26 protein-coding genes and 1 other RNA gene are annotated in these 23,246 nt (G+C 48.9%); 23 read left to right on the top strand and 4 right to left on the bottom strand.

The window, feature by feature from the left end; all coding sequences use genetic code 11:
* The first annotated feature begins 8 nt into the window (after positions 1 to 8).
* Entirely contained in the window at positions 9 to 716 is a 708-nt protein-coding gene (mtgA, locus tag DXA74_RS11200; protein ID WP_199666158.1) for a monofunctional biosynthetic peptidoglycan transglycosylase, read from the top strand.
* Here mtgA and DXA74_RS11195 read toward each other — a convergent pair.
* Entirely contained in the window at positions 713 to 1,591 is an 879-nt protein-coding gene (locus DXA74_RS11195) for an N-acetylmuramoyl-L-alanine amidase-like domain-containing protein (RefSeq protein WP_118527616.1), read from the bottom strand. The two genes, mtgA and DXA74_RS11195, sit on opposite strands and share 4 nt — an antisense overlap.
* Before the next feature lie 89 nt (positions 1,592 to 1,680).
* Between DXA74_RS11195 and DXA74_RS11190 the strand changes: the two genes are divergently transcribed.
* The 3 genes from DXA74_RS11190 (at position 1,681) to DXA74_RS11180 (ending at position 4,669) form a co-directional block, all read left to right on the top strand.
* Entirely contained in the window at positions 1,681 to 2,937 is a 1,257-nt protein-coding gene (locus DXA74_RS11190) for a DUF5103 domain-containing protein (RefSeq protein ID WP_118527614.1), read from the top strand.
* A gap of 97 nt (positions 2,938 to 3,034) precedes the next feature.
* A complete protein-coding gene (locus DXA74_RS11185; RefSeq protein ID WP_118527612.1) occupies positions 3,035 to 3,988 on the top strand; it encodes a D-2-hydroxyacid dehydrogenase in 954 nt (317 codons plus the stop codon).
* A gap of 15 nt (positions 3,989 to 4,003) precedes the next feature.
* The gene (locus tag DXA74_RS11180; protein WP_118527610.1) at positions 4,004 to 4,669 is read left to right on the top strand and encodes a trimeric intracellular cation channel family protein; all 666 of its coding nucleotides are present in this window, start codon (positions 4,004 to 4,006) and stop codon (positions 4,667 to 4,669) included.
* Positions 4,670 to 4,782: 113 nt separating this feature from the next.
* Here the strand turns inward: DXA74_RS11180 and DXA74_RS11175 are convergent, their stop codons facing one another.
* Together DXA74_RS11175 and rnpB are read right to left on the bottom strand one after the other, a co-directional pair.
* Positions 4,783 to 6,099, bottom strand: a complete 1,317-nt coding sequence (locus tag DXA74_RS11175; protein WP_118527608.1) for a YihY/virulence factor BrkB family protein — start codon at positions 6,097 to 6,099, stop codon at positions 4,783 to 4,785.
* A gap of 25 nt (positions 6,100 to 6,124) precedes the next feature.
* Positions 6,125 to 6,485: RNase P RNA component class A (gene rnpB, locus DXA74_RS11170), an RNA gene on the bottom strand.
* Between the two features lie 221 nt (positions 6,486 to 6,706).
* On the opposite strand from rnpB, the gene DXA74_RS11165 reads away from it, so the two are divergent.
* The 6 genes from DXA74_RS11165 to DXA74_RS11140 all read left to right on the top strand — a co-directional run bounded on the left by DXA74_RS11165 (position 6,707) and on the right by DXA74_RS11140 (position 11,707).
* Positions 6,707 to 8,173: a Do family serine endopeptidase gene (locus DXA74_RS11165; protein ID WP_118527606.1), complete on the top strand. Its 1,467-nt coding sequence runs from the start codon at positions 6,707 to 6,709 to the stop codon at positions 8,171 to 8,173.
* Between the two features lie 181 nt (positions 8,174 to 8,354).
* Positions 8,355 to 9,215, top strand: a complete 861-nt coding sequence (locus DXA74_RS11160) for an RNA polymerase sigma factor RpoD/SigA (protein WP_118527604.1) — start codon at positions 8,355 to 8,357, stop codon at positions 9,213 to 9,215.
* 358 nt (positions 9,216 to 9,573) lie between these two features.
* Entirely contained in the window at positions 9,574 to 10,005 is a 432-nt protein-coding gene (locus DXA74_RS11155) for a hypothetical protein (protein WP_118527602.1), read from the top strand.
* A gap of 3 nt (positions 10,006 to 10,008) precedes the next feature.
* Positions 10,009 to 10,890, top strand: a complete 882-nt coding sequence (locus DXA74_RS11150; protein ID WP_118527600.1) for a hypothetical protein — start codon at positions 10,009 to 10,011, stop codon at positions 10,888 to 10,890.
* Positions 10,887 to 11,444, top strand: coding sequence for a S24/S26 family peptidase (locus tag DXA74_RS11145; RefSeq protein ID WP_233550520.1), 558 nt, complete (start codon positions 10,887 to 10,889; stop codon positions 11,442 to 11,444). The genes DXA74_RS11150 and DXA74_RS11145 overlap by 4 nt, the downstream gene beginning before the upstream one ends.
* Positions 11,441 to 11,707, top strand: a complete 267-nt coding sequence (locus DXA74_RS11140; protein ID WP_118527598.1) for a PqqD family protein — start codon at positions 11,441 to 11,443, stop codon at positions 11,705 to 11,707. Before DXA74_RS11145 ends, DXA74_RS11140 begins: the two co-directional genes overlap by 4 nt.
* Positions 11,708 to 11,817: 110 nt before the next feature.
* Here DXA74_RS11140 and DXA74_RS11135 read toward each other — a convergent pair whose 3' ends face one another.
* Complete coding sequence (locus DXA74_RS11135) at positions 11,818 to 12,432, bottom strand: riboflavin synthase (RefSeq protein WP_118527644.1); 615 nt, start codon at positions 12,430 to 12,432, stop codon at positions 11,818 to 11,820.
* A 156-nt stretch (positions 12,433 to 12,588) separates the two neighbouring features.
* Here DXA74_RS11135 and DXA74_RS11130 point away from each other — a divergent pair, with 156 nt between their 5' ends.
* The 13 genes from DXA74_RS11130 (at position 12,589) to DXA74_RS11070 (ending at position 23,202) form a co-directional block, all read left to right on the top strand.
* The gene (locus DXA74_RS11130; protein WP_118527596.1) at positions 12,589 to 13,935 is read left to right on the top strand and encodes a TolC family protein; all 1,347 of its coding nucleotides are present in this window, start codon (positions 12,589 to 12,591) and stop codon (positions 13,933 to 13,935) included.
* Between the two features lie 33 nt (positions 13,936 to 13,968).
* Positions 13,969 to 15,141, top strand: a complete 1,173-nt coding sequence (locus tag DXA74_RS11125) for an efflux RND transporter periplasmic adaptor subunit (RefSeq protein ID WP_118527594.1) — start codon at positions 13,969 to 13,971, stop codon at positions 15,139 to 15,141.
* Between the two features lie 14 nt (positions 15,142 to 15,155).
* Positions 15,156 to 15,914: an ABC transporter ATP-binding protein gene (locus DXA74_RS11120; RefSeq protein ID WP_118527592.1), complete on the top strand. Its 759-nt coding sequence runs from the start codon at positions 15,156 to 15,158 to the stop codon at positions 15,912 to 15,914.
* Positions 15,915 to 15,926: 12 nt separating this feature from the next.
* A complete protein-coding gene (locus tag DXA74_RS11115) occupies positions 15,927 to 17,165 on the top strand; it encodes an ABC transporter permease (RefSeq protein WP_118527590.1) in 1,239 nt (412 codons plus the stop codon).
* A complete protein-coding gene (locus DXA74_RS11110; RefSeq protein ID WP_118527588.1) occupies positions 17,158 to 18,237 on the top strand; it encodes a sensor histidine kinase in 1,080 nt (359 codons plus the stop codon). Before DXA74_RS11115 ends, DXA74_RS11110 begins: the two co-directional genes overlap by 8 nt.
* 4 nt (positions 18,238 to 18,241) lie before the next feature.
* Complete coding sequence (locus tag DXA74_RS11105; RefSeq protein ID WP_118527586.1) at positions 18,242 to 18,958, top strand: LytTR family DNA-binding domain-containing protein; 717 nt, start codon at positions 18,242 to 18,244, stop codon at positions 18,956 to 18,958.
* 92 nt (positions 18,959 to 19,050) lie between these two features.
* On the top strand, positions 19,051 to 19,668 hold the full coding sequence (locus DXA74_RS11100) for a DUF4468 domain-containing protein (RefSeq protein WP_233550519.1): 618 nt from the start codon (positions 19,051 to 19,053) through the stop codon (positions 19,666 to 19,668).
* Positions 19,669 to 20,026: 358 nt separating this feature from the next.
* Positions 20,027 to 20,245 (top strand): tetratricopeptide repeat protein, encoded by a 219-nt coding sequence (locus tag DXA74_RS11095; RefSeq protein ID WP_233550521.1) that lies wholly within the window; start codon positions 20,027 to 20,029, stop codon positions 20,243 to 20,245.
* A 35-nt stretch (positions 20,246 to 20,280) separates the two neighbouring features.
* Entirely contained in the window at positions 20,281 to 20,511 is a 231-nt protein-coding gene (locus DXA74_RS11090) for a ferredoxin family protein (protein ID WP_118527582.1), read from the top strand.
* Between the two features lie 4 nt (positions 20,512 to 20,515).
* Positions 20,516 to 21,604: a 3-methyl-2-oxobutanoate dehydrogenase subunit VorB gene (locus DXA74_RS11085; RefSeq protein ID WP_118527580.1), complete on the top strand. Its 1,089-nt coding sequence runs from the start codon at positions 20,516 to 20,518 to the stop codon at positions 21,602 to 21,604.
* 13 nt (positions 21,605 to 21,617) lie between these two features.
* Positions 21,618 to 21,857 carry a hypothetical protein gene (locus DXA74_RS11080; protein WP_118527578.1) on the top strand — a complete coding sequence of 80 codons (240 nt, stop codon included), beginning with the start codon at positions 21,618 to 21,620 and terminating at the stop codon, positions 21,855 to 21,857.
* An 11-nt stretch (positions 21,858 to 21,868) separates the two neighbouring features.
* Positions 21,869 to 22,642: a thiamine pyrophosphate-dependent enzyme gene (locus DXA74_RS11075; protein WP_118527576.1), complete on the top strand. Its 774-nt coding sequence runs from the start codon at positions 21,869 to 21,871 to the stop codon at positions 22,640 to 22,642.
* A gap of 14 nt (positions 22,643 to 22,656) precedes the next feature.
* Complete coding sequence (locus tag DXA74_RS11070; RefSeq protein ID WP_118527574.1) at positions 22,657 to 23,202, top strand: 2-oxoacid:acceptor oxidoreductase family protein; 546 nt, start codon at positions 22,657 to 22,659, stop codon at positions 23,200 to 23,202.
* Positions 23,203 to 23,246: the final 44 nt, after the last annotated feature.

Raw genomic sequence — 23,246 nt, 5'->3', positions numbered from 1 at the left:
AAAAAATCATGTTTCTTTTGAAACGGATTCAAAAAGTATTGCAATGGATTGTACTTCTGTTCTTTGGAAGTACAATCCTTGCTGTTTTAGTATACCGGTTCGCCCCCGTGCCGGTCACTCCGCTCATGGTGATCCGCTGCGCCCAGCAAATGGCCCGCGGCGAAAAAGTGCGGCTCAAGCATCATTGGGTACCGCTGGACAGCATCTCCAAATATCTTCCGGTAGCTGTCATGGCTTCCGAAGACCAGCGCTTCATGACACACCACGGCTTCGACCTCGTGGAAATTCAGAATGCTCTGGAAGAAAGAGAAAACGGAAAACGCATCCGCGGCGGCAGCACAATCAGCCAGCAAACGGCCAAGAACGTATTCCTGTGGCCCACTTCTTCGTGGGTGCGCAAAGGGTTCGAGGCTTATTTCACCGTACTGATAGAGCTGACATGGAGCAAGGAACGCATCATGGAGGTGTATCTGAATTCCATCGAAATGGGCGATGGTATTTATGGAGCCGAAGCGGTTGCCCAACAGCATTTCGGCCGTCCGGCATCCAATCTGACACGTGCCAACTGTGCGCTGATAGCGGCCACGCTGCCTAATCCTTTACGATACAGTTCCAAAGACCCGTCCCGCTACATGCTCAAGCGCCAGACTGCTATCATGAGACAAATGAAGCACATCGACCTGCTCCCTTCGCAAAAAGAGAGCGATACGGATTAGTGGACACGCACCACACGAATGCCGGTCTGCATCGTTTGTTTCTGCAAATACTCCACCAGGGAAAGAGGTTCCAACACAACCTTTTTCCGCAAACTGGAGGCGTGCATAAAATGCCACTCTCCGCGCTCACGGCACAGAATGCCGACATGGGCAATATCCAGTCCGGCGCGTTTCGTCACGAAAGCCACAACGTCTCCCTCCTGCACAAGCTGTATGTCCCGCGTATTTCCCTTTATTTTCCCTTTGGGCAGAAACCACACCTTACGCCCGCTGATGGCCTGTTCTTTTCCGACGATTGTCTTGACCGCCTCGGGATGTGCCTTCAAGAACGGATAGCGGTCGGCATGACGGCTCATGTAATTTACCTGAACAGACAACGGGGTCAATGCCGAGCCTTTCCCCACGGTGCTCTCGTCAAAGACATCTTTCAGCAGCCCCATGTCCTGATTGCTCTGAATCCATTCACTGAAATAGTGATTGCGGGAAGCATATCCCGAAAGCATACCGTTGGTATAACGGAGGCGCTCCAGAGCTTCACAAAAGTCATAGAACGAGGTACTTCCCCTTCCGGCCGTCAGCGAAAGTGCCGCAACATTCTCCACAAAGGTGGTGCAGTCCAACTCACGCAGATTCACCACCAGTTTTTCTTCGTTTTTATTCCGGTCCAGCGTGTTTGCCACGTATGGCAACCCCAGAAACTTACGCGCAAAAAACAGCATTCGATCCGCCTTTACATACTGGTCGCGGGCCTCTTCAAGCCATTGTACCACCTGAGCCGAATCGGCAGAAGTATAATTCACGTCCTTGAGCGACAGAGCCTGTACGGGAACACCACAACATAACAAAAAAACAAGAGATAAAATCGAATTCCGCATGATGATATAACTTTAAATCTTCCTTAAAATAAGAATACAAAAATACGGAGAAAAAACGGTTCTGATGAAAAAAGAACTAACTTTGTGACATGAAAAAACTATTTTACAGCCTGTTCCTTCTGTTTCTGACTCTGCACCCGCTGCAGGCACAGAACTCACGTGTCTATGCCGATTATGTCAAAACCCTGCAAGTAATTGCCAACGAAGATATGTTGCAGCCTCCCATCATCAATCTGGGCGGCAACAATATGGTGGATATCGGTTTTGACATTCTCAGTCATGACTATCACCGCTTGATATATAAGGTGGAGCATTGCAATGCCGACTGGACTCCCTCGACCGACATCTTCGAATCGGATTATCTGGAAGGATTCAACGGCCAGGTCATCGAGGATGTGGAAAACAGCTTCAACACCAACCTGCTTTATACTCATTACCGGATACGGATTCCGAACAGCGACGTATCGCTCAAGCTGTCGGGCAACTACAAGGTTCATGTGTATCGCGACGAGGAAGGAGCAGACCCGGATCAACCTTTGCTCACGGCCTGCTTCTCGGTCGTGGAACCTGAGGTGGGCATCAGCGCCAGCGTCTCATCGAACACGGACATTGATTTCAACAAGACGCATCAGCAATTGAGTTTCTCCATAAATTACGGCACTCTCACGGTCAATGACCCGATTCGGGAACTGAAGACTGTGGTCATGCAGAACCGACGCACAGACAACTGGGTGATCAATCCCAAACCGGATGTGCAGAAAGTGAACACACTGGAATATCTGCACAACCGGCAGCTCATCTTCGACGCCGGAAACGAATTTCATAAGTTTGAGATTCTGGGCTTTAACCGCGCCAATATGAATGTGGACCAGATTCAGTGGTATGACCCTTACTATCACGTCATCCTGAACGAAGACCGCCCCCAGAAGAACTATATCTTCGAAAACGACCAGAACGGAGCGGCTGTCGTGCGTAACGAAGACAACAGCGACAATGAAACCACGTCGGAATACGTGTGGGTACACTTCACGCTCAAGAGCCCGGAATTGAGCTCCGGCCAGCTTTATATTGCCGGAAACTGGACCTACAACCAGTTCACACCGGAATACCGGATGAGCTACAACCAGAAGACCCAGGCCTATGAAGCTTCCTTGCTGCTGAAGCAGGGCTACTATAACTACCAATATCTGCTGGTTGCACCGGGAACTACATCCGGCAAAAGCGTGGTTGACGGAGATTTCTTCCAGACCGAAAACGAATATATCGTGCTGGTGTACCATCGTTCACCGGGCGAGCGCTACGACCGCCTTGTGGGTTATCGGAAAATGAATTACGTGGGGCAGTAAAAGCCCGAAAGATATTCTTATAAGAATCTTTAAAAGCCGTACACCATATCGGCAAAAGCATTAACTTTGCATTCCAATTTTTAAGCGTATAAAACAAATGAACATTGTAGTATTAGACGGTTACGGACTGAATCCGGGTGACTTAAGCTGGGAGGCGATCAAGACACTTGGCCACTTGACGGTATATGAACGCACCAGTGATCAAGAAATCATACATCGGGCCATTGATGCCGACATCATTCTAACCAATAAGACCATACTCACGGCCGGCACCTTGCAGAGCCTGCCCAAACTGAAGTATATCGGAATTCTCTCTACCGGTTACAATGTTGTGGATATCGAGGCTGCAAAAAGCAAGGGAATCGTGGTGTGCAACATTCCGACCTACAGCACCGCTTCGGTAGCGCAAATGACGTTTGCCCATCTTCTGAACATCACCAACCAGGTGGGTCACTATGCCGAAGAAAACCGCAAGGGACGCTGGAACACTTCGCTGGACTTCTGCTATTGGGACTCCCCCATTATGGAACTTCACGGCAAGAAGTTCGGTATCATCGGTATGGGACATATCGGAACGGCTGTTGCCGAAATAGCACATGCTTTCGGAATGGAGGTATATGCCTATACCGCCCGTGAAGCCTCATCCATGCCGGAATGGATCAGAAAAGTGGAACTGAAGGAGCTGCTGAGTGAATGCGACATCGTCAGTCTGCACTGTCCGCTCAAAGCGAATACCCGACAGATCATCAACAGCGAAACCCTGGCACTCATGAAAAAGACTGCGATTCTCCTGAATACGGGACGCGGCCATCTGATTAACGAACTGGATGTGGCAGAGGCATTGAACAACGGCACCCTTGCCGCCTACGGAGCCGATGTGCTCTGTGTGGAGCCGGCAATACCGACCAATCCGCTGCTCACGGCCAAGAATGTGTATCTCACGCCGCACATTGCCTGGGCTTCGACCGAGGCACGCAAGCGCCTGATGGAGATCTGTGCCAACAACATAAAAGCTTTCCTGAACGGAACTCCCCAAAATGTCATTCAATAAACCCAAATACACAAAATGCAAGAAATCCTAAACATACTGCAAACAATGGGCGAAGCCCTGCGCATCCCCGCCTCATTCGTGATCATCGAGTTTATCGGTACATTCGCCTTTGCCATATCGGGTATCCGACTGGCATCGGCAAAAAAGTTCGACTGGTTCGGTGCCTATATCGTAGGAATGGTTACTGCCATCGGCGGCGGTACGATCCGTGATGTGATGCTTGGCCTTCCTCCTTTCTGGATGACCAATTCCATTTACATCATCTGCTGCGCCCTGGCTCTGTTCTACGTCATCGCATTCGGCAAACGCATCATCCGCCAAAACAGCACCTGGTTTATATTTGATGCCATCGGTCTGGCTCTGTTCAACATCATCGGAATCGAAAAGACCCTGAATATGGATTACCCTTTCTGGATGGCGATTATCATGGGTAGCATTACCGGTGCTGCCGGAGGTGTGATCCGCGATGTGTTCATCAATGAAGAACCGCTGATTTTCCGTAAGGATATTTATGCCATTGCCTGTGTTATCGGCGGCATTGTTTATGTCATCTGCCACAAGCTGGGACTTTCTGCCGAAATAAACGCTCTGCTTTCAGGTATCACGGTTGTAGCCATTCGTATTCTGACCGTCAAATACCACTGGCAGCTTCCGGTACTGAAAGGCGAAGACGAGGCATAAGCAGCGCCATACAAATAAAGAAACAAGCATCCCTGCAAATCCTGATTCATGATTCGGATTTGCAGGGATGCTTGTTTTTTCAGAAAACTCTCTCATCTGCCGTCTGCTGCTTGCTAAAGATCCTTGAGCAGAATATCCCCTTCCTCGAAACGGCATCCCTTACGGATGCGGAGCAGATTCTCCCACTCGGGCTGCAACCAGTTCATCGCTGCCTTGCTGGTGTAGAAATCGCCATACGCATCAATGCGGGCCATCACTTCGTTTACCGTGAGCCGATGAATATCAAATGAGGGCACTACCCGCTGAGTAGCTTCCATATCGTCTCCCTCCACCACAATCAGATTCATTTTGTGCAGCTCATGAATGAGTTTGCCGATCACGCCCACAGGCAAGGTCGTTTCTGCCGAAAGTCCGTAGAGGCTATAGGGAATCATATCCTTTTCGAAGCGCTTGCAGATGCGGGACAGAATCATGATAACCAGCACATCGTGATAATGACGGCTGATGCGGTGAATGTCCTTCAGATAGAAATAGCTTTTCAGATTCTGGTTGGCATAAGTAAGCTGCGCCCCAAAGAGGCAAATGATCCAGGAAAAGTTGACCCAAAGCATGAACATAGGCAATGCCGCAAACGAACCGTAGATGGCATTGTAGGTAGATACCCAGATCTGAGAATGGATATAGAAGTACTGAAGCAACTGAAACAGCACTCCGGCCAGAATGCCGGGGAAGAAAGCATGACGCACCTGCACCCGTGTGTTGGGCATATAACAGTAAAGTCCCATGAAAAGCAGGCTGCTGATAACATAGGGCAACAGGTGCAAAAGCAACTGTACCGTGGTGCTCAGCACTAGAAAGTTCGGGAAATGCTGCGCGATGGTAGCCAGAAAGATGCTCAGACCGCTCGAAATGATAATCAATATGGGCAACAGCAGGAACACACTGATATAGTCGGTGATCTGCCGGTAGATGCTGCGCTGGCTCTTCACTTGCCAGATTTCATTCAGCGCAATCTCGATATTGCTGGTCAGTTGGATAATGGTATAAAGCAACAACAGAAGACCGAAACCGATGAAGAAGCCGCTCTTGGTATGTTCCAGATAAGAGCCGATAAAATCAAAAATCAAGTCGGCAAAACCCTGATTCACACTCAGGTTGCGCTTGATTTCATTCTCGATAATCGTGCCGTAACCGAAACCGCGCCCTATGGCAAAGATAATGGCCAGAATGGGCACTATCGCCAGAATGGAAGAAAAGGTAAGAGCCGAAGCATAGCTGTTGATGTTCCTGCGGAAATAACACTCTATCGTAAGCACCACTTTTTTCATCATCCGGAACACATAACGTCGTGCCGGAGAAAGCTCACTTTCGTTGATATACCATATCTTCTGAGTGAAAAAGAATTCTATCTGACGATAACTGAACTGCATAGGTTTCTCATTAAATAAAAAACATAAAAGCAGCCGGGCGATAAGCCGGGTTCTGTTCCTTGAAGATCAAGGCGTCTGTCATTTATCCAGGCCTTGTGTCACCACAAGGCTCTATCGTTCTACCCTCCGACTCAGACGGGCCGCCTTTCGTTAACGCCGGTTTACGCGAACTTTCAATCCCCAGAATGCACAGCACGGACGTCACCGCCCGCCTGGTGAGCTCTTACCTCGCCTTCTCACCCTTACCTGCCGAAACAGGCGGTTGTTTTCTTCTGCATGATCTAACCCTCGCGGACTACTTCCCATTAAGAAGTGGGGTGCCCTATATTGCCCGGACTTTCCTCCCGCCTTTTTTGCAAAAGGCCAGCGACAGACTGCCCGACTGCTTTTATGATACAAAAGTAATCAAATATTCTGTTTCAAACAAGTTAAACGAATGCAAAAAAGGAGTTCCGGCGGAATTAACTACCGTTAATCCCACTTTCTGCACTGTTAAAAGAAAGGAAAATAGGAATATAGCAGGACTAATCAATTGCATTTGTATTTACTTTTGCCTCAGAAAAAAATCAATAACGCAAATAAATTAACACTACAAATCAATTAAGTTATGAAACAGCTAACTAAGAGAATTGCAGGAACAGCCGGTATGGTATTACTGGGTACCGGCCTGATGGGCTTCTGCCCCACTTTTTCTTCGGCTTATGCTGCCGAAATCCCCAGCGGAATGGTAGACCTTACTCAGGCAGCCGAATCATCGGTAAACGCCGTGGTGTATATAAAAGTGACAATGAACAGCAAGACGCAAACCGTAGACGTACGGGATCCGTTTTCCGATTTCTTCGGTGACTTCTTTGGATTCGGTGGCGGCGGTACGCAGAAAAGACAGATACAGACTCCGAAAAGACAGGCTTCCGGTTCGGGAGTCATTATCTCAAAGGACGGATATATCGTTACCAACAACCATGTGGTGAACGGTGCTGACGAGCTGGTGGTCAAACTGAACGACAACCGTGAGTTCAAGGCACGCATCATCGGTTGCGACGAACAGACCGACCTGGCTCTGATTAAAATCGAGGGTAAAGACCTGCCCACCATTCCAATCGGTAACTCCGACGACCTGAAACTGGGCGAATGGGTACTGGCAGTCGGTAACCCGTTCAACCTGACTTCTACCGTAACAGCCGGTATCGTAAGCGCCAAGGCCCGTTCATTGGGTGCCAACTCCATCGAAAGCTTCATTCAGACCGATGCGGCCATCAACTCCGGAAACTCCGGTGGTGCTCTGGTAAATGCCAAAGGCGAACTGGTGGGTATCAATGCCATGCTTTACTCACAGACCGGTTCTTATTCGGGTTATGGTTTTGCCATCCCGACAACCATTATGAACAAGGTGGTGCATGACTTGAAGGAATTCGGTATTGTGCAGCGCGCCGTGCTGGGTGTAACCGGAACCGATGTGCTGAACTACATCGACAGCGAGAAGGAAAAGGGAAATACCGTAGACCTGGGTACTGTTTCGGGTGTTTATGTAAACGGTATCGAACCAAACTCTACGGCTGCCGAACTGAACCTGGTAAAGGGTGATGTCATCACCGCCATCGACGGCAAGAATATCACCAAGATTGCCGAGTTGCAGGAAGAACTGGCCAAACACCGCCCGGGTGACCAGATCAAGATCACTTACGTAAGAAATAAGAAGACGCACAACGAAACCGTAACGCTCCGCAACGCACAGGGTAACACCAAGGCACTCGAGGAACTCGACATCGACCAGTTCGGTGCCGCTCTCAAACCGCTGAGCGAAGAAACCAAGGCTCAGCTGAACTTGCCTTACGGACTCGAAGTGGCCGCCCTGCGCAACGGAAAGATGAAGGATGCCGGTGTCACTAAGGGACTCATCATCCTGATGATCAACGACAAGCCGATGCGTACTCTGGAGGATTTCGAAGATGTGGTTAAGGAAACCAACCAGTCTTCCGACCGCACTCTGTGGATCAGAGCCATCACCCAAAGCGGTATCAAGAAGAGTCTGGTTATCGAACTGAACGACCCGAAGGACGAAAAGAAGAAATAAAGCCATGCCTCAGGGCATATCGGGCACATATTGGCGGATGCAACGACTTTGCATCCGCCTTTTATTGTTTATAAAACTTAAATCAAGCATAAACGTATTAATAAAAGATAAACTTGACACCTTTTATATACAACTCTCGATTTTTCTTTATAATTTAGCAACCTAAAATTGTTAAGAAGAAATGAGACAATTAAAGATTACCAAAAGTATCACCAATCGTGAGAGTGCTTCTTTAGACAAATATCTTCAGGAAATCGGCCGCGAAGAGCTGATTACCGTTGAAGAAGAAGTTGAGTTGGCACAACGAATCCGTAAAGGAGACCGCATCGCGCTTGAAAAACTGACACGAGCCAATCTTCGTTTCGTTGTATCTGTGGCAAAACAATACCAAAACCAAGGATTGAGTCTGCCGGACTTGATCAATGAAGGAAATCTGGGTCTGATTAAGGCAGCCGAAAAGTTCGACGAAACAAGAGGTTTCAAATTTATCAGTTATGCGGTATGGTGGATCCGACAGTCTATTCTGCAAGCTCTGGCCGAACAAAGCCGAATCGTGCGTCTGCCGCTGAATCAGGTAGGTTCTCTGAACAAGATCAGCAAGGCATTCAGCAAATTCGAGCAGGAGAATGAAAGAAGACCAAGCCCGGAGGAACTGGCAGACGAACTGGACATCCCGGTAGACAAGATTTCGGACACCATGAAGGTAAGCGGCAGACATATTTCTGTGGATGCTCCTTTTGTGGAAGGCGAGGACAACAGCCTGCTGGATGTACTTGTCAATGACGACTCTCCAATGGCCGACCGCTCACTGGTGAACGAGTCTCTGTCACGCGAAATTGACCGTGCCCTGTCTATGCTTAGCGAAAGAGAGAAGGAAATCATTCAGATGTTCTTCGGTATCAACCATCAGGAAATGACTCTGGAGGAAATCGGTGACAAATTCAACCTGACCCGCGAGCGTGTTCGACAGATCAAGGAAAAGGCTATCCGCCGTCTGAGACAGAACTCAAAGAGCAAATTGCTGAAATCTTATTTGGGATAATCCCAAAGACAGAAACATATTTTGCATCAAGCAAGGAGAAGGGGATTCCGCAATCACAGCGGAGTCCCCTTTTTTGTATCCCTCCAACCGGAGAAGGGAACGTGCTCCCAAAGAAAAATCATCGGCATGATGATAAATTATCTCCCTGACGGTAATAAATTATCGCACTGATGATAATCTGACGCAACCGGCAGGAGCCTCCCGGAACACTTAAAAGAAACGTAACGGAAACACCCCACGGACGAACTTTCCGAAAGCACGTCTCGGGAGCGGAATCCGGAGAAAAGAGAAAAAAGACTTAATTTGTTGGCTGATGAAAGATTATTGTTTACTTTTGTAACGGTAAAAACTTTAAAGTATGAAACGTTTCAAAATCTCTTTTCTATTAATTTTCGCAACACTGGCCATCGGCATAAGCACTTATGCCAAGGACAAGAACACGACAGGACCGACTAAAGTTTACATGTTCGGATTTTCGGCTTCCTTTAACGACTCTCTGATTTACATCACCGACATTCAGGCAGTGGATTCCGTAATGATAGAACCTAAAACAGAATTTCTTGTAGGACGCACCGCTTATGGCAACCAGTTGCAGTTCTTCCTGGCCGATCATAAAGAGCGTCCGAACACTACTTGTGTGGTTTTCTTTGACAAAAAACTGGAAAACCTCCGCAAGAGATACAACAAGGTTATGAAGCGCTACAAAAACAGCAATGCCACCATTCTGAAGACTCTGTCTCAGGATGAATTCCGCTTCGAGTCGGAAATCAACCAAGTAATTTCTGAATAATTCATGAAAACGAATTTATATAAAGTGGCCGGTCATCTGTTCCGCATTACTTTTCATACCGCGGAAGAGATTGAAGACCTGCTGCCCTCATGCACTCCCTTTGTCTGCACCGAAGCAAAGGACTCTCCCTTGTTTGAAATGACCGTCACCGAGTCGGCCTGCACCGAAGCCCCTCACGAGGAAATCGGACAGTTTGACTGCGGCGGATGCAACCACGGCGTATATCTGATGAACGACGGCGGATACCAGTTCGTCATCAGCAATGTAAACAATGTGCCGTGTTGCCGCGTACGCGTCAATGCCGACTTCAGTCTGGCCACCGTACATCTGCTTGCAGAAAAAAGAGAGGAGCGTGCCTTTGGCACCAACAATGCCCTGATGATTGTCTATGCCTTTGCCACCTCGCCGCACAACACCCTGCTGATTCACTCTTCCGTCATCCGGAACAACGATAAGGGCTATCTGTTTTTGGGAAAGAGCGGTACTGGAAAAAGCACGCATACCCGTCTTTGGCTCAAGCACATCCCGGGTTCGGATCTGATGAACGACGACAATCCAGTGGTACGCGTGGTGGGAGGAAAGACCTTTGTCTACGGCTCTCCCTGGAGCGGAAAGACTCCCTGCTACCGCAACATCGAAGCCGAGGCCGGAGCCTTTGTCCAGCTGGAACAGAAAAAGCAAAACGAAATCCGGCGTGAAGATATTCTGCACTCTTTTGCCCACATCCTGTCGTCCGTATCGGTCATGAAATGGGACAAACGGGTCTACAACGATATCTGTAACACGATATCCGAGATTCTGTCACGCACCCCGGTATATCATTTGGGCTGCCTGCCCGACGAAGAAGCGGCCCGCCTCAGCCATCAAACCGTTACCTCAGCATGAAACAGAGCGTCAAGAAAAGAATCTTCGGAATGCTGTGGAAGGGATTCGCTCCCATACGGCGCCTCACAGCCCCTGCCCCGACAGCATCGGCCCGGGAAAACGTGGCGCGGATGAGTTTCCCCAACGAACTGATTCTGGGACAGGTCAAGGAACTGGTGCGCGAAGGGCACACCGTGACCATCATGGTGAAGGGCTACAGCATGCGCCCCTTTCTGGAGCATTGCCGCGACAGTGTGGTGCTGGCTCCTTTTTCGGAACTGAAGGTGGGCGATGTGGCCCTGGGAGAAATTTTCCCGGGCAAGTATGTGCTGCACCGCATCATCGGACTCGATGGAGACAAAGTGACCCTCATGGGCGACGGTAACCTGAAAGGCAAGGAATACTGCCGGCGCGAAGAGGTGGCCGCCGTGGTGCGCACTTTCATCCGCAACGGAATAGCCATACCGGCCGACGACGAAAAATGGAACCGCTATGCCCGCCTGTGGAGAAAGCTGCTGCCCGTCAGAAAATATTTATTATGGATCTATAAACTAAATCTAGAACAGAAATCATGAAAATAAAGAAAGGATTCGACCTGAAGAACGTATGCAACGAGTACGTTATTGTGGCCTACGGAAAAGAGAACATCGACTTTACCAAGATTATCAGCCTGAACGAATCGGCTGCCTATCTGTGGAACAAGGTGAAAGATACGGAGTTCGAAGCAGAACAGCTGGCCCAGCTGCTGCTCGACGAATATGAAGTGGATGCGGAAACTGCCCTGAACGACGCCCGCGACATCATGAAGTCGTGGAAGGAAGCCGGACTGACGGAATAAGTTTCCAAACCGCAATCAGGAAAAGAATAAACGGAAAAAGCTGTTTCGAGACCTGCACGGCAAGTCGGAAACAGCTTTTTCCGTTTTTATATGTTCCGCACCGGCGGGTATCAGCCCTGCTGTCCGGTGAGCGACATCATGCGGCTCAGATACTTGCCGATAATGTCAAATTCGAGATTAACCACACTGCCGGGTCTGAAGGTGTGGAAGTTGGTGTGATCGAAAGTATAAGGAATGATGCACACCTGGAAAGTATCCTGCGTAGGATTGCACACCGTGAGGCTCACTCCATTCACGGTTACCGAACCTTTGTCCACAGTGAAGTAACCGCGCTTGGCCATCTCCGGATCAAAGGCATAACGGAAAGTAAACACATGACTTCCCTCGGCATCCTCCACGGAAACGCACTCGGCGGTCTGGTCTACATGACCCTGCACGATATGACCGTCCAGACGGCCGTTCATCATCATGGAACGCTCCACATTCACTTCATCACCCACCTGAAGCAGACCCAGATTGCTGCGGTCGAGCGTTTCCTTCATTGCCGTTACCGTATAGGTACCGTTCTCGATGCGCACCACTGTAAGGCAAACTCCGTTGTGTGCCACACTCTGATCGATTTTCAACTCATCCACAAAAGAGCATTTCAGGGTGAAATGCACATTTTCCAATTCTTTTTCAATGGCCACCACCTGGGCACATTCTTCTACTATTCCAGAAAACATAAGCTTGCATTTATGGTTTTTACCCTTCAAAGGTACAATATTTTAATAGAATAAAAAGGGTGTTTCGTCGAAAAAAAAGCCCCCTTAGTATATTATAATTGTAAGAGCGGCAAAGCGCTCCTAAATTTGCCTTCGTAAAAACCAACCAAGACGATTATGAGCAAGAAGAAGTATTTTTTAGCTCTGTTGTCGCTCTTCATGATGAACAACATCAGAGCCGGCAACGAAGAGACCTGGGATTTGGAGCGCTGCATCCAATATGCCCTGGAAAACAACATTCAGATTCAGAAATCCAATGTAAGCGAACAGCAGCAGGACGTCAGCCTCAAGGAATCGCAGGCTGCCCTCTTCCCCAGCCTGTCATTCGGCATGAACCAGTCACTCAACTACCGTCCGCTGCAGAGTAACCCGAACAGCATCGTAGCCAACGGCATGGCCAACACTTCCAGCAAAAAGCTGACCGAAAACGGAAATTATTCATTGAATGCCTCCTGGACCGTATGGGATGGCAAATCGAACACAAACACAATCAAGATACAAAAGTTAAACAAGAAGATGGCCGAGCTGGATACAGAGATCAGTAAGAACAGCATTACGGAACAAATCACCCAGCTGTATATTCAGATCCTGTACTCCACCGAGGCCAAGAAAGTGAATGAAAGCATTCTCGAAACCGCCAAAAAGCAGGTGGAACGCGGAAAGGAAATGATGCAGAACGGACTGCTTTCGGAAACGGAACTGAAACAGCTCGAGGCGCAATGGAGCAGCGCCCAGTATGATGTGGTCAACGCACAGACTCAGATTGACGATTACAATCTGCAACTGAAGCAACTGCTGGAATTGGACCCGGGTACGGATTTCCAGATTGCCAATCTGGAGATTTCTGACGAACAGGCTTTGCAGCTGGTACCTTCCAGCAACGAGGTTTACAGTCAGGCCCTGTTGCTTCGCCCGGAAATCCAGAGCAAGCAGACTGCCATCGAGGCTGCCAAGCTGAGTGTGGATGTGGCCAAGGCCGGATACCAGCCAAGTCTTTCGCTCAACGCTTCCATCAGCGACAGTCACTACAGCACCGGAGCCCAGGTGGCCAGCCAGCTGAAAGAAAATCTGAACGGAACCATCGGACTGACACTCTCCGTACCGATCTTCGACAACCGTAAGAACAAAAGCGCTGTGGAACGTGCAAAACTGGATCAGGTGACCAAGTCTCTGGAACTTACCGAAGAGCAGAAGAATCTGTATAACACCATCGAGAGCTACAATCTGCAGGCCCGTAACAATCAGGAAAAGTTCAAGGCTTCGATCACCAAGACCGAAAGCATGGAGAGCAGCTACAGACTGCTGAACGAACAGTTTGAAAACGGACTGAAAAACGTGGTGGAGCTGCTCACTGGAAAAGACGATCTGCTCCAGGCACAACAGGAAAAGCTGCAAAGCAAATACACCACCCTGCTGAATATCCAACTTCTGAAATTCTATCAGGGCAACAGTATTACCTTATAAAAACAACTCATATCCAACAAACAGAACAGAATCATGAAAAAGAATAAAATCATCGTGGCTTCGGCCATCGTCATCATCGCCGCCGGAATATTCTTCTTCTGGCCCAAAGGCGACACTTCCCTGAAACAGGAATACGAAACCACCAAAGTGGAAAAGGACACCATAAAAAGTATCGTAACGGCCACCGGTAGCATCGAACCGGTAACCAGTGTGGATGTGGGTACACAGGTATCCGGTATCATCAGCAAAATCTATGTAGACTACAACAGTGTGGTGAAAAAGGGACAGGTCATTGCGGAACTCGACAAGACGAACCTGATCAGCGAACTCAACAGCGCGCAGGCCAACCTGACCAGTTCGAAGAGCGATTACCAATACCAGAAAGCCAACTACGAACGCTACAAGAATCTGTATGACAAGGGACTGGTGAGCCGGAACGATTACGAAGTGGCCCGCCTCAGTTTTCAAAAGGCAGCCGAGGACGTAAAGACCAAAGAGGAAAACGTGAAGAAGGCGCAGACCAACCTGGGTTATGCCATCATCACCTCGCCGATTGACGGTATCGTATTGGGCAAGGACGTGGAAGAAGGACAGACCGTAGCCTCCAGCTACAGCACTCCTACCTTGTTTACCATCGCTCAGGACCTGACCGACATGCAGGTAGTAGCCGATATTGACGAGGCCGACATAGGCAACATCAAGGAAGGACAGAAGGTCAGTTTCACCGTAGATGCCTTCCCGGATGACACTTTCAGCGGAGTGGTCACTCAGGTACGTCAGGAAGCCGTAACCGAAAGCAACGTGGTCACTTATGAAGTAGTGATCTCGGCACCGAACAAGGATCTGAAACTGAAACCGGGACTCACCGCCAATGTGAGCATCACCACCATCGAGCGCCCGGATGTAGTCAGTGTGAAATCCAAGGCTTTGCGCTTCACGCCTTCTGCCACTACTCTGAAGGATGTAAAAATCGAAGACTGCAAGGGAGCTAACAAACTTTGGGTGAAGAACGGCAATGTGCTGAAGGCTTATCCGGTAAGAATCGGAGTTTCCGACGGAACCCGCACGGAGATTCTGAGCGGAGTACCTGAGAACACAGAGGTAATCATGAGTATAAAAGAGCTTCAGGAAGGTATGGAAGAAGGACCGCAACAGGCAGAAAGCAGCCCGTTCATGCCACATCCGGGAGATAAGAAAAAGAAATAAAATCAGAATGGATTATGGAAGAAGACAAAAGAAAAGTAGTCATTGAACTACAGGATGTAAAACGCAACTTTCTGGTTGGTGACGAAATTGTTCACGCCCTGCGCGGAGTGTCTTTCAAAATCTATGAAGGAGAATTTGTCACCATCATGGGTACTTCCGGTTCCGGCAAGTCTACCCTGCTGAACCAGTTGGGATGCCTCGATACGCCGACCAGCGGAGAATATATTCTGGACGGCTCTCCGGTGAAGAACATGAGCCGCACCCAGCGCGCCATTCTGCGCAACCGCAAAATCGGATTCGTGTTTCAGAACTACAATCTGCTGGCCAAGACCACGGCTATCGAGAATGTGGAACTGCCGCTGATGTATAATGCCTCCGTATCGACCAAGGAACGGAAGGAAAGAGCCATCAAGGCTCTTGAAATGGTGGGACTGGGCGACCGCCTCTACCACAAGTCAAACCAGATGTCGGGCGGACAGATGCAACGTGTGGCCATCGCCCGCGCTCTGGTAAACAATCCGGCGGTGATTCTGGCCGACGAGGCTACCGGTAACCTGGACACCCGCACCTCGTTCGAGATTCTGGTGCTGTTCCAGCAACTGCACCGCGAGGGAAGAACCATCATATTTGTAACGCACAATCCTGAAATCGCACAATACAGCAGCCGAAACATCGTGCTTCGCGACGGCAAGATCCGGGAAGATGTGATCAATCCGAACATCCTCTCTGCCGCCGAGGCACTGGCCAAGCTGCCCAAACCTCAGGATGACTAATAGAATCGCAGTATGAATACAATCAATCTTTTCAAAATAGCACTGAAAGCCATCGCGGCCAACAAGCTGCGCTCGTTCCTTACGGCACTGGGTATCATCATCGGTGTGGCTTCGGTTATTGCCATGCTGGCTATCGGACAAGGCTCCAAACGAAGCATCCGACAGCAGATCTCCGAAATGGGTTCCAATATGATTATGATTCATCCGGGAGCAGATATGCGGGGAGGCGTGCGTCAGGACCCGAGCGAAATGCAGACGCTGAAGATCAGCGACTTTGAAGCGTTGCGCGATGAGGCCCGTTTCATCACCGCCATCAGCCCTTCCGTAAACAGCAGCGGACAGTTCGTATCGGGAAACAACAACACCCCGTCTACCGTCTATGGTATCAATCAGGATTATCTGGAAATCCGGCAATTGGAAGTGGAGGACGGAGAGATGTTTACCGATCAGGACATCAAAACGGCAGCCAAAGTGTGTCTGTTGGGTAAAACGGTAGTGGACAACCTCTTCCCCGACGGCAGTGACCCGATTGGTAAGGTGGTCCGTTTCAACTCCATCCCTTTCCGCGTAATCGGTGTTCTCAAGTCAAAAGGTTACAACTCCATGGGACAGGACCAGGACGATGTGGTGCTGGCTCCTTACACCACCGTCATGAAACGTATTCTGGCCGTGACTTATCTTCAGGGCATCAACTGCTCGGCAGTGACCGAAGCAGCTACCGACCAGGCCATAGAGGACATCACCTCCATTCTGCGCCGCACGCACAAGCTGAAAGATGCAACGGAAACGACCGAGGCCGAGGAGGACGACTTCACGATACGAAGTCAGGAAGAAATGGCCTCCATGATGAACTCTACCATGAACCTGCTCACCATCCTACTGGGTAGTGTGGCCGGAATCTCCCTGATTGTCGGCGGTATCGGTATCATGAACATCATGTATGTATCAGTGACCGAACGTACCAAGGAAATCGGTTTGCGTATGTCTGTAGGAGCCCGCGGCATTGACATTCTGAGCCAGTTCCTCATCGAAGCCGCCCTGCTGAGCATATCGGGAGGTATTTTGGGAATCGTTTTCGGCATCGGAGCTTCATTTTTAATAAAAATGCTGGCCAACATGCCTATTTATATCCAACCTTGGAGTATCTTTGTAAGTTTTGGTGTGTGTACCTTCATCGGAGTGTTCTTCGGATGGTACCCCGCCCAGAAAGCAGCAAGAATGAACCCGATAGAAGCTATCCGATATGAGTAAACTGAAAATATTCTTTTCACAAGGTAAAATTCCGAGAGAATGGGTCATCCACCTGTTCTCTTGGGCTTTTCTGTTCGTATTCCCCTTCATGCTCATGAACCGGGGCAGCGAAGACCTCGGTCCGAAAGAATGGATCAAAATGATGGGCGCTCCGCTCACCCTGAGCATCGTGTTCTACGGAAACTATCTGTTCTGGGTTCCGAAATACCTGTTGGCACACCGGAAGAAGGAGTTCATTCTAGCCAATCTGGGCACCTTTGTTGTGGCCTTTCTGTTCACTCGCTTCTGGTTTACCCTGATGGACACGCTTTATCCCATCCGACCGCATCACATGCACCGGGTATTGGAGTGGAGCGACAAGGTTTTGTTCTGCATCCGCGAACTGGTTCATTACATATTCGCCACCGCATTGGCAGCCATCACCCGAATGAGCCAGCAATGGCAACACGCCGAAATGGCCCGACAGGATGCCGAACTCAAACGTGCCGAGGCGGAATTGCAGAATCTGCGCAGCCAGATCAATCCGCATTTCCTGCTCAACACGCTGAACAATATCTATGCGCTGATTGCCTTCAATCAGGAAAAAGCGCAAAATGCGGTGCTGGATCTGAGCAAACTCCTGCGCCATGTGCTTTATGACAATGAACAGCAATTTGTAAGTCTGAAAAAGGAATGCGATTTTTTGAACAATTACATTTCACTGATGCGCATCCGCCTCAGCAAGGAAGTCGATGTGCAATTCCACATTGATCTGTTCCAGAACCAGGATCTGCCTATTGCCCCGCTGATCTTCATCTCGCTGATTGAGAACGCATTCAAGCACGGAATCAGTCCGATGGAAAAGAGTTTCATCCACATTTCCCTGCGTACCGACGAACGGCACACCATCTATTTCCGTACGGAAAACTCCAACTTCCCGAAGAAAAAGAACGATGTGAGCGGCAGCGGTATCGGACTGGAACAGGTGAAACGCAGACTGCTCCTGATGTACCCCAACCACCATGAGTGGAAGCAATACACGGATGCGGCAAACAATACTTATATCTCTGAACTCACTATTTATACGGAATAAGATTATGGAACTTCATTGTGTAATCATTGACGACGAACCGTTGGCTCTGGACTTGTTGGAATCCTATATCCAGAAAACTCCCTTCCTGATTCAGGAAGGAAAATACAGCAGTGCCGTAGAAGCATTGTCGAAGGTAGACTGGAACCAGATAGACATCATTTTCCTGGACATACAGATGCCGGACCTCAACGGACTTGAATTTTCAAGAATGCTCCCGAACCGTGTGCGCATCATCTTCACCACAGCCTTTCAGCAGTATGCCCTGGACGGATTCCGGGCCAACGCCTTGGACTATCTGCTCAAACCATTCAGCTATACCGACTTTATGGAGGCTGTGAAGAAAGCGTTGGAATGGTTTCAAATGAAGAACTCCGGCCCGGAAAAGGAAGCTACTGACAATGATTTCATCTATGTGAAATCAGACTACAAACTGATTCAAATCGCCCTGAAGGACATTCTTTATATAGAAGGACTGAAGGACTATCTGAAGATTTATCTCGAAAACGAAGCACGCCCGATTATTACCCTGGCGAGCATGAAATCCATGGAAGAGCGGCTGCCTTCTCCCCGCTTCATGCGCGTGCACCGCTCGTATATCGTACAGACCGTAAAAGTAAAAACTCTGGAACGGGGTGTCATTGTCTTTGGTAAAACACGTATTCCGGTTTCAGAAAGTTACAAAAGCGCCCTGATGAACTTTCTGAATGAACATACAGTGTAAAAAAGTAGTTAATTTGAATAAAACATACAGGACACATATAAATTATATTGCCGTTTTGTTTAAATTTGCAGAGAAACTAAAGAAAACCGAATATGAAACAGTTATTATTAACCTTATTGCTGTGCCTGCCACTGTTTGCTTTTGCCAACAACGATGACTCGAAATATCTGGCCGGCGCTGTACCCGAAGTAAACGGACAGATTGTCTTTCAGCAGACATTTGCCGTAAAAGACAAGAGTCAAAGTGAGATTTATCAGGTGATGAGCGATTTCGTGAAGAGAATGACGCAGGAAGAAAACCAGCTGTCACGCACCCGTATTACAGAAGAAGACCCTGCCAACGGTATCATTATCGCCCGTTTTGAGGAATGGCTTGTTTTCAAGAAAAAGATTCTCTATCTGGACCGCACCCGCTTTAACTACATGCTGAGCGTGACCTGCTCCGACGGTAAGTGCAAAATGGTCATCACACAGATCAGCTACTACTACCGCGAAGACATGGACGGACACAATGGCGAAACCTATAAAGCCGAAGAATGGATCAGCGACAAGGAGGCCATCAACAAGGCCGGTACCAAGCTTTATCCAATTTCCGGAAAGTTCCGCAGAAAGACAATCGACCGCGTGGAAAGCATCTTCAAGCAGGCCCGCGAAGAATTTGAAAAGGAAGTAAAGAAACAGAATCAGGCAACCGAACTGATTACAGAATAAACACTTTTTATTCAATCCTCATAACAGACGACAGAAAAGCATGCGACAAGTTTTCTGTCGTCTGTTTTTTTAGCACATTTTGCTTGGAAATGAGCAATCCGAATCGAAGTGACACAAACAGATAGTTGCAAGTAAAACTAAATAGAGGCATTTTTATTACATACTATAAATCAACAGATTAGCATATATATAAACCATAATTTTTTATTTTTTTAAATTAATATTCGTTTAAATTCCATCAAATAGAACACAATTGGCGAATATGAGAGTATCTTTGTACTAAGTATTAAAAGTAGAATTTATGAACGAAATCACCGAATGCAAAAGATTATTACAGGAAGGGCAGATTGAGGAAGTCATGCAGCGGATTCAGGAACTGCTTCATGCCGGGACGCATCCGGCAGACGAACTCTACTACCTGTTGGGAAATGCCTACCGCAAGCAACAGAACTGGCAGCAGGCCATCAATTGCTATTCGGAAGCCGTGGCCGTGAATCCGGAAAGCCCGGCACGCGAAGCACGCACCATGATTCTGGACATTCTCAACTTTTATCATAAAGACTTATATAACCCTTGATTTAAGAAAGAACCAAACGACTAAAACAAATATTTATGGCAAAAATAAGAGGTGCAATTGTTATTGACCGCGACCGCTGCAAGGGATGCAACCTGTGCGTGGTAGCCTGCCCGCTGAACTTGCTGGCACTGGCCGAAAAAGAAGTCAATAAGAAAGGTTATCGATTTGCCCAACAGACAATCGACAATGTCTGCAACGGATGTGCATCATGCGCCATTGTCTGTCCGGACGGATGTATAACGGTTTATAAAAAGAAAGAGATCTAAGAGTATGGCAAAGGAAGAAATAGTTTTAATGAAAGGCAATGAAGCCATTGCCCACGCTGCCATCCGATGCGGATGTGACGGGTATTTCGGTTATCCGATCACCCCTCAGTCTGAAGTTCTGGAAACGCTGGCAGCCGAAGAGCCTTGGAAAACAACCGGTATGGTGGTCTTGCAGGCCGAAAGTGAAGTAGCTTCCATCAACATGGTTTATGGCGGTGGAGCTGCCGGAAAGAAAGTCATGACTTCATCCTCCAGCCCCGGTGTGGCCCTGATGCAGGAAGGTATCTCTTATATGGCCGGCGCGGAAATTCCGGGTCTGATTGTGAACGTGCAGCGCGGAGGCCCGGGTCTGGGAACCATCCAGCCCAGTCAGTCGGACTATTTTCAGGCAACACGCGGCGGCGGTAACGGTGACTACAATGTCATTGTACTGGCTCCGGCATCGGTTCAGGAAATGGCCGATTTTGTGGACCTGGCTTTTGATTTGGCTTTCAAATACCGCAATCCGGCCATGATTCTGAGTGACGGTGTGATCGGTCAGATGATGGAAAAGGTGGTTTTGCCTCCATTCAAGCCACGCCGCACCGAGGAAGAACTCGAAAAGGAATGCCCGTGGGCCGCTATGGGCAAAAAGCAACACCGCGCACCGAATATTCTGACATCTCTGGAACTGGAGCCGCACCACATGGAAGAAAAGAATCTGCATTTGCAGGCCAAATATCAGGAAATCCGTGAGAAGGAAGTGCGCTATGAGGAGATTCTCTGCGATGATGCCGAATATGTGATTATCGCTTTTGGCTCCGCTTCCCGCATTGCCCAGAAAGTGATTGAGCTGTGCCGCGAAGAAGGACTGAAGGTCGGTTTGCTCCGACCCATAACCCTGTGGCCGTTCCCCACCAAAGAGATTCACGAACTGAGCAAGCGCGTCAAGGGTATGCTCAGCTTTGAAATCAATGCCGGACAAATGATCGAGGATATCCGTCTGGCAGTGGCCGGAAACACTCCGGTGGCCTATTACGGACGCATGGGCGGTATTGTCCCTACTCCGGAAGAGGTGGTCGAAGCCCTGAAAAAAGAACTAATCACCAAGTAAAAAGAAGGATCAGATGAACCGCGAAGAAATAGAAAAACTTGTTGAAGAATCGGCCAGCCAGGCAAGAAAGCACCGCAAAGGGCCTTCAACAGACCAAATACGCCAAGTGCTCAACGCGCTGTTTCTGATTGCAGCCGTAGTGGGACTGGTTTGCTACTTTGCCATACCCGAGAACCGCTGGATCGGTCTGGGGATTGTAGGAGGAGGAATGATTCTCAAAGTCATTGAATTCTTCATACGTTTCATGTTCTAAATAAAATGACTATGACTGAAAATGAAATCATAAAACCGGAAAATCTGGTTTATAGCAAGCCCAAGCTGCTGAACGATAACCCCATGCACTATTGCCCGGGCTGCAGTCACGGAGTGGTGCACAAGCTTGTAGCAGAAATCATAGAGGAAATGGGCATGGAAGAAAAGACAGTGGCCATCTCACCGGTGGGCTGCGCCGTCTTTGCCTACAACTATATTGATGTGGACTGGGTAGAGGCTGCCCACGGACGTGCCCCGGCCCTGGCCACCGCCATCAAGCGCCTGTGGCCCGACCGTCTGGTATTTACTTATCAGGGCGACGGCGACCTGGCTTGCATCGGTACGGCCGAGACCATCCACGCCCTGAACCGCGGAGAGCACATTGCCATCATCTTCATCAACAACGCCATCTATGGTATGACCGGCGGACAGATGGCACCGACTACGCTCATGGGCATGAAGACAGCCACTTGTCCTTACGGACGCGAGGCTGACATCCACGGTTATCCGCTGAACATCACCCAGATTGCCAGCACTCTGGAGGGCACATCCTACGTGACACGCCAGTCGGTACACAGTGTGGCCGCTATCCGCAAAGCCAAGAAAGCCATCCGGAAAGCCTTCGAGAACAGTCTGCACGGCCAAGGTTCCAGCCTGGTGGAAATCGTATCTACCTGTAACGCCGGCTGGAAGATGTCGCCCGAGAAAGCCAACCTTTGGATGGAAGAGAACATGTTCAAGTCATACCCTTTGGGCGACCTGAAAGACAGTACAAACCTGGAATAAACAGTTAGACCATTATGAAAGAAGAAATTATTATAGCCGGATTCGGCGGTCAGGGTGTTTTGTCTATGGGAAAGATTCTGGCATACGCTGCCCTGATGGAAGGCAAGGAAGTTTCCTGGATGCCGTCGTATGGTCCTGAACAGCGCGGCGGTACGGCCAACGTGACCATCATCGTGAGCGAAGACCGCATCTCCTCACCGATCCTGAGCACTTACGACACGGCCATCATCCTGAACCAGCCTTCGCTGGACCGTTTCGAACAGCAGATCAAACCGGGCGGAACCCTGATTTATGACAGCTACGGCATCACCACTCCCCCCACCCGTACCGATATTTCCATCTATCGTATCGAGGCCATGGAAGCTGCTGCCGAGATGCAGAATGCCAAGGCATTCAACATGATTGTGCTGGGAGGACTGCTCAAGATTCATCCGCTGGCTGAGCTGGACAATGTGCTGCTCGCCCTCCGGAAAACCCTGCCGGAACGCCATCACAAGCTGATTCCGGTCAACGAGGCCGCCCTGCGCAAAGGAATGGAGATTATTTATCAAGTGAAATAAGACGATATTTCCCGGAAAAAAGAGCATGTTTTTGAATACAGAAA

The organism is Bacteroides sp. OF04-15BH, assembly GCF_003477995.1.
Taxonomy (GTDB): Bacteria; Bacteroidota; Bacteroidia; order Bacteroidales; family Bacteroidaceae; genus Paraprevotella.
This window is presented reverse-complemented; position numbering and strand designations above follow the sequence as displayed.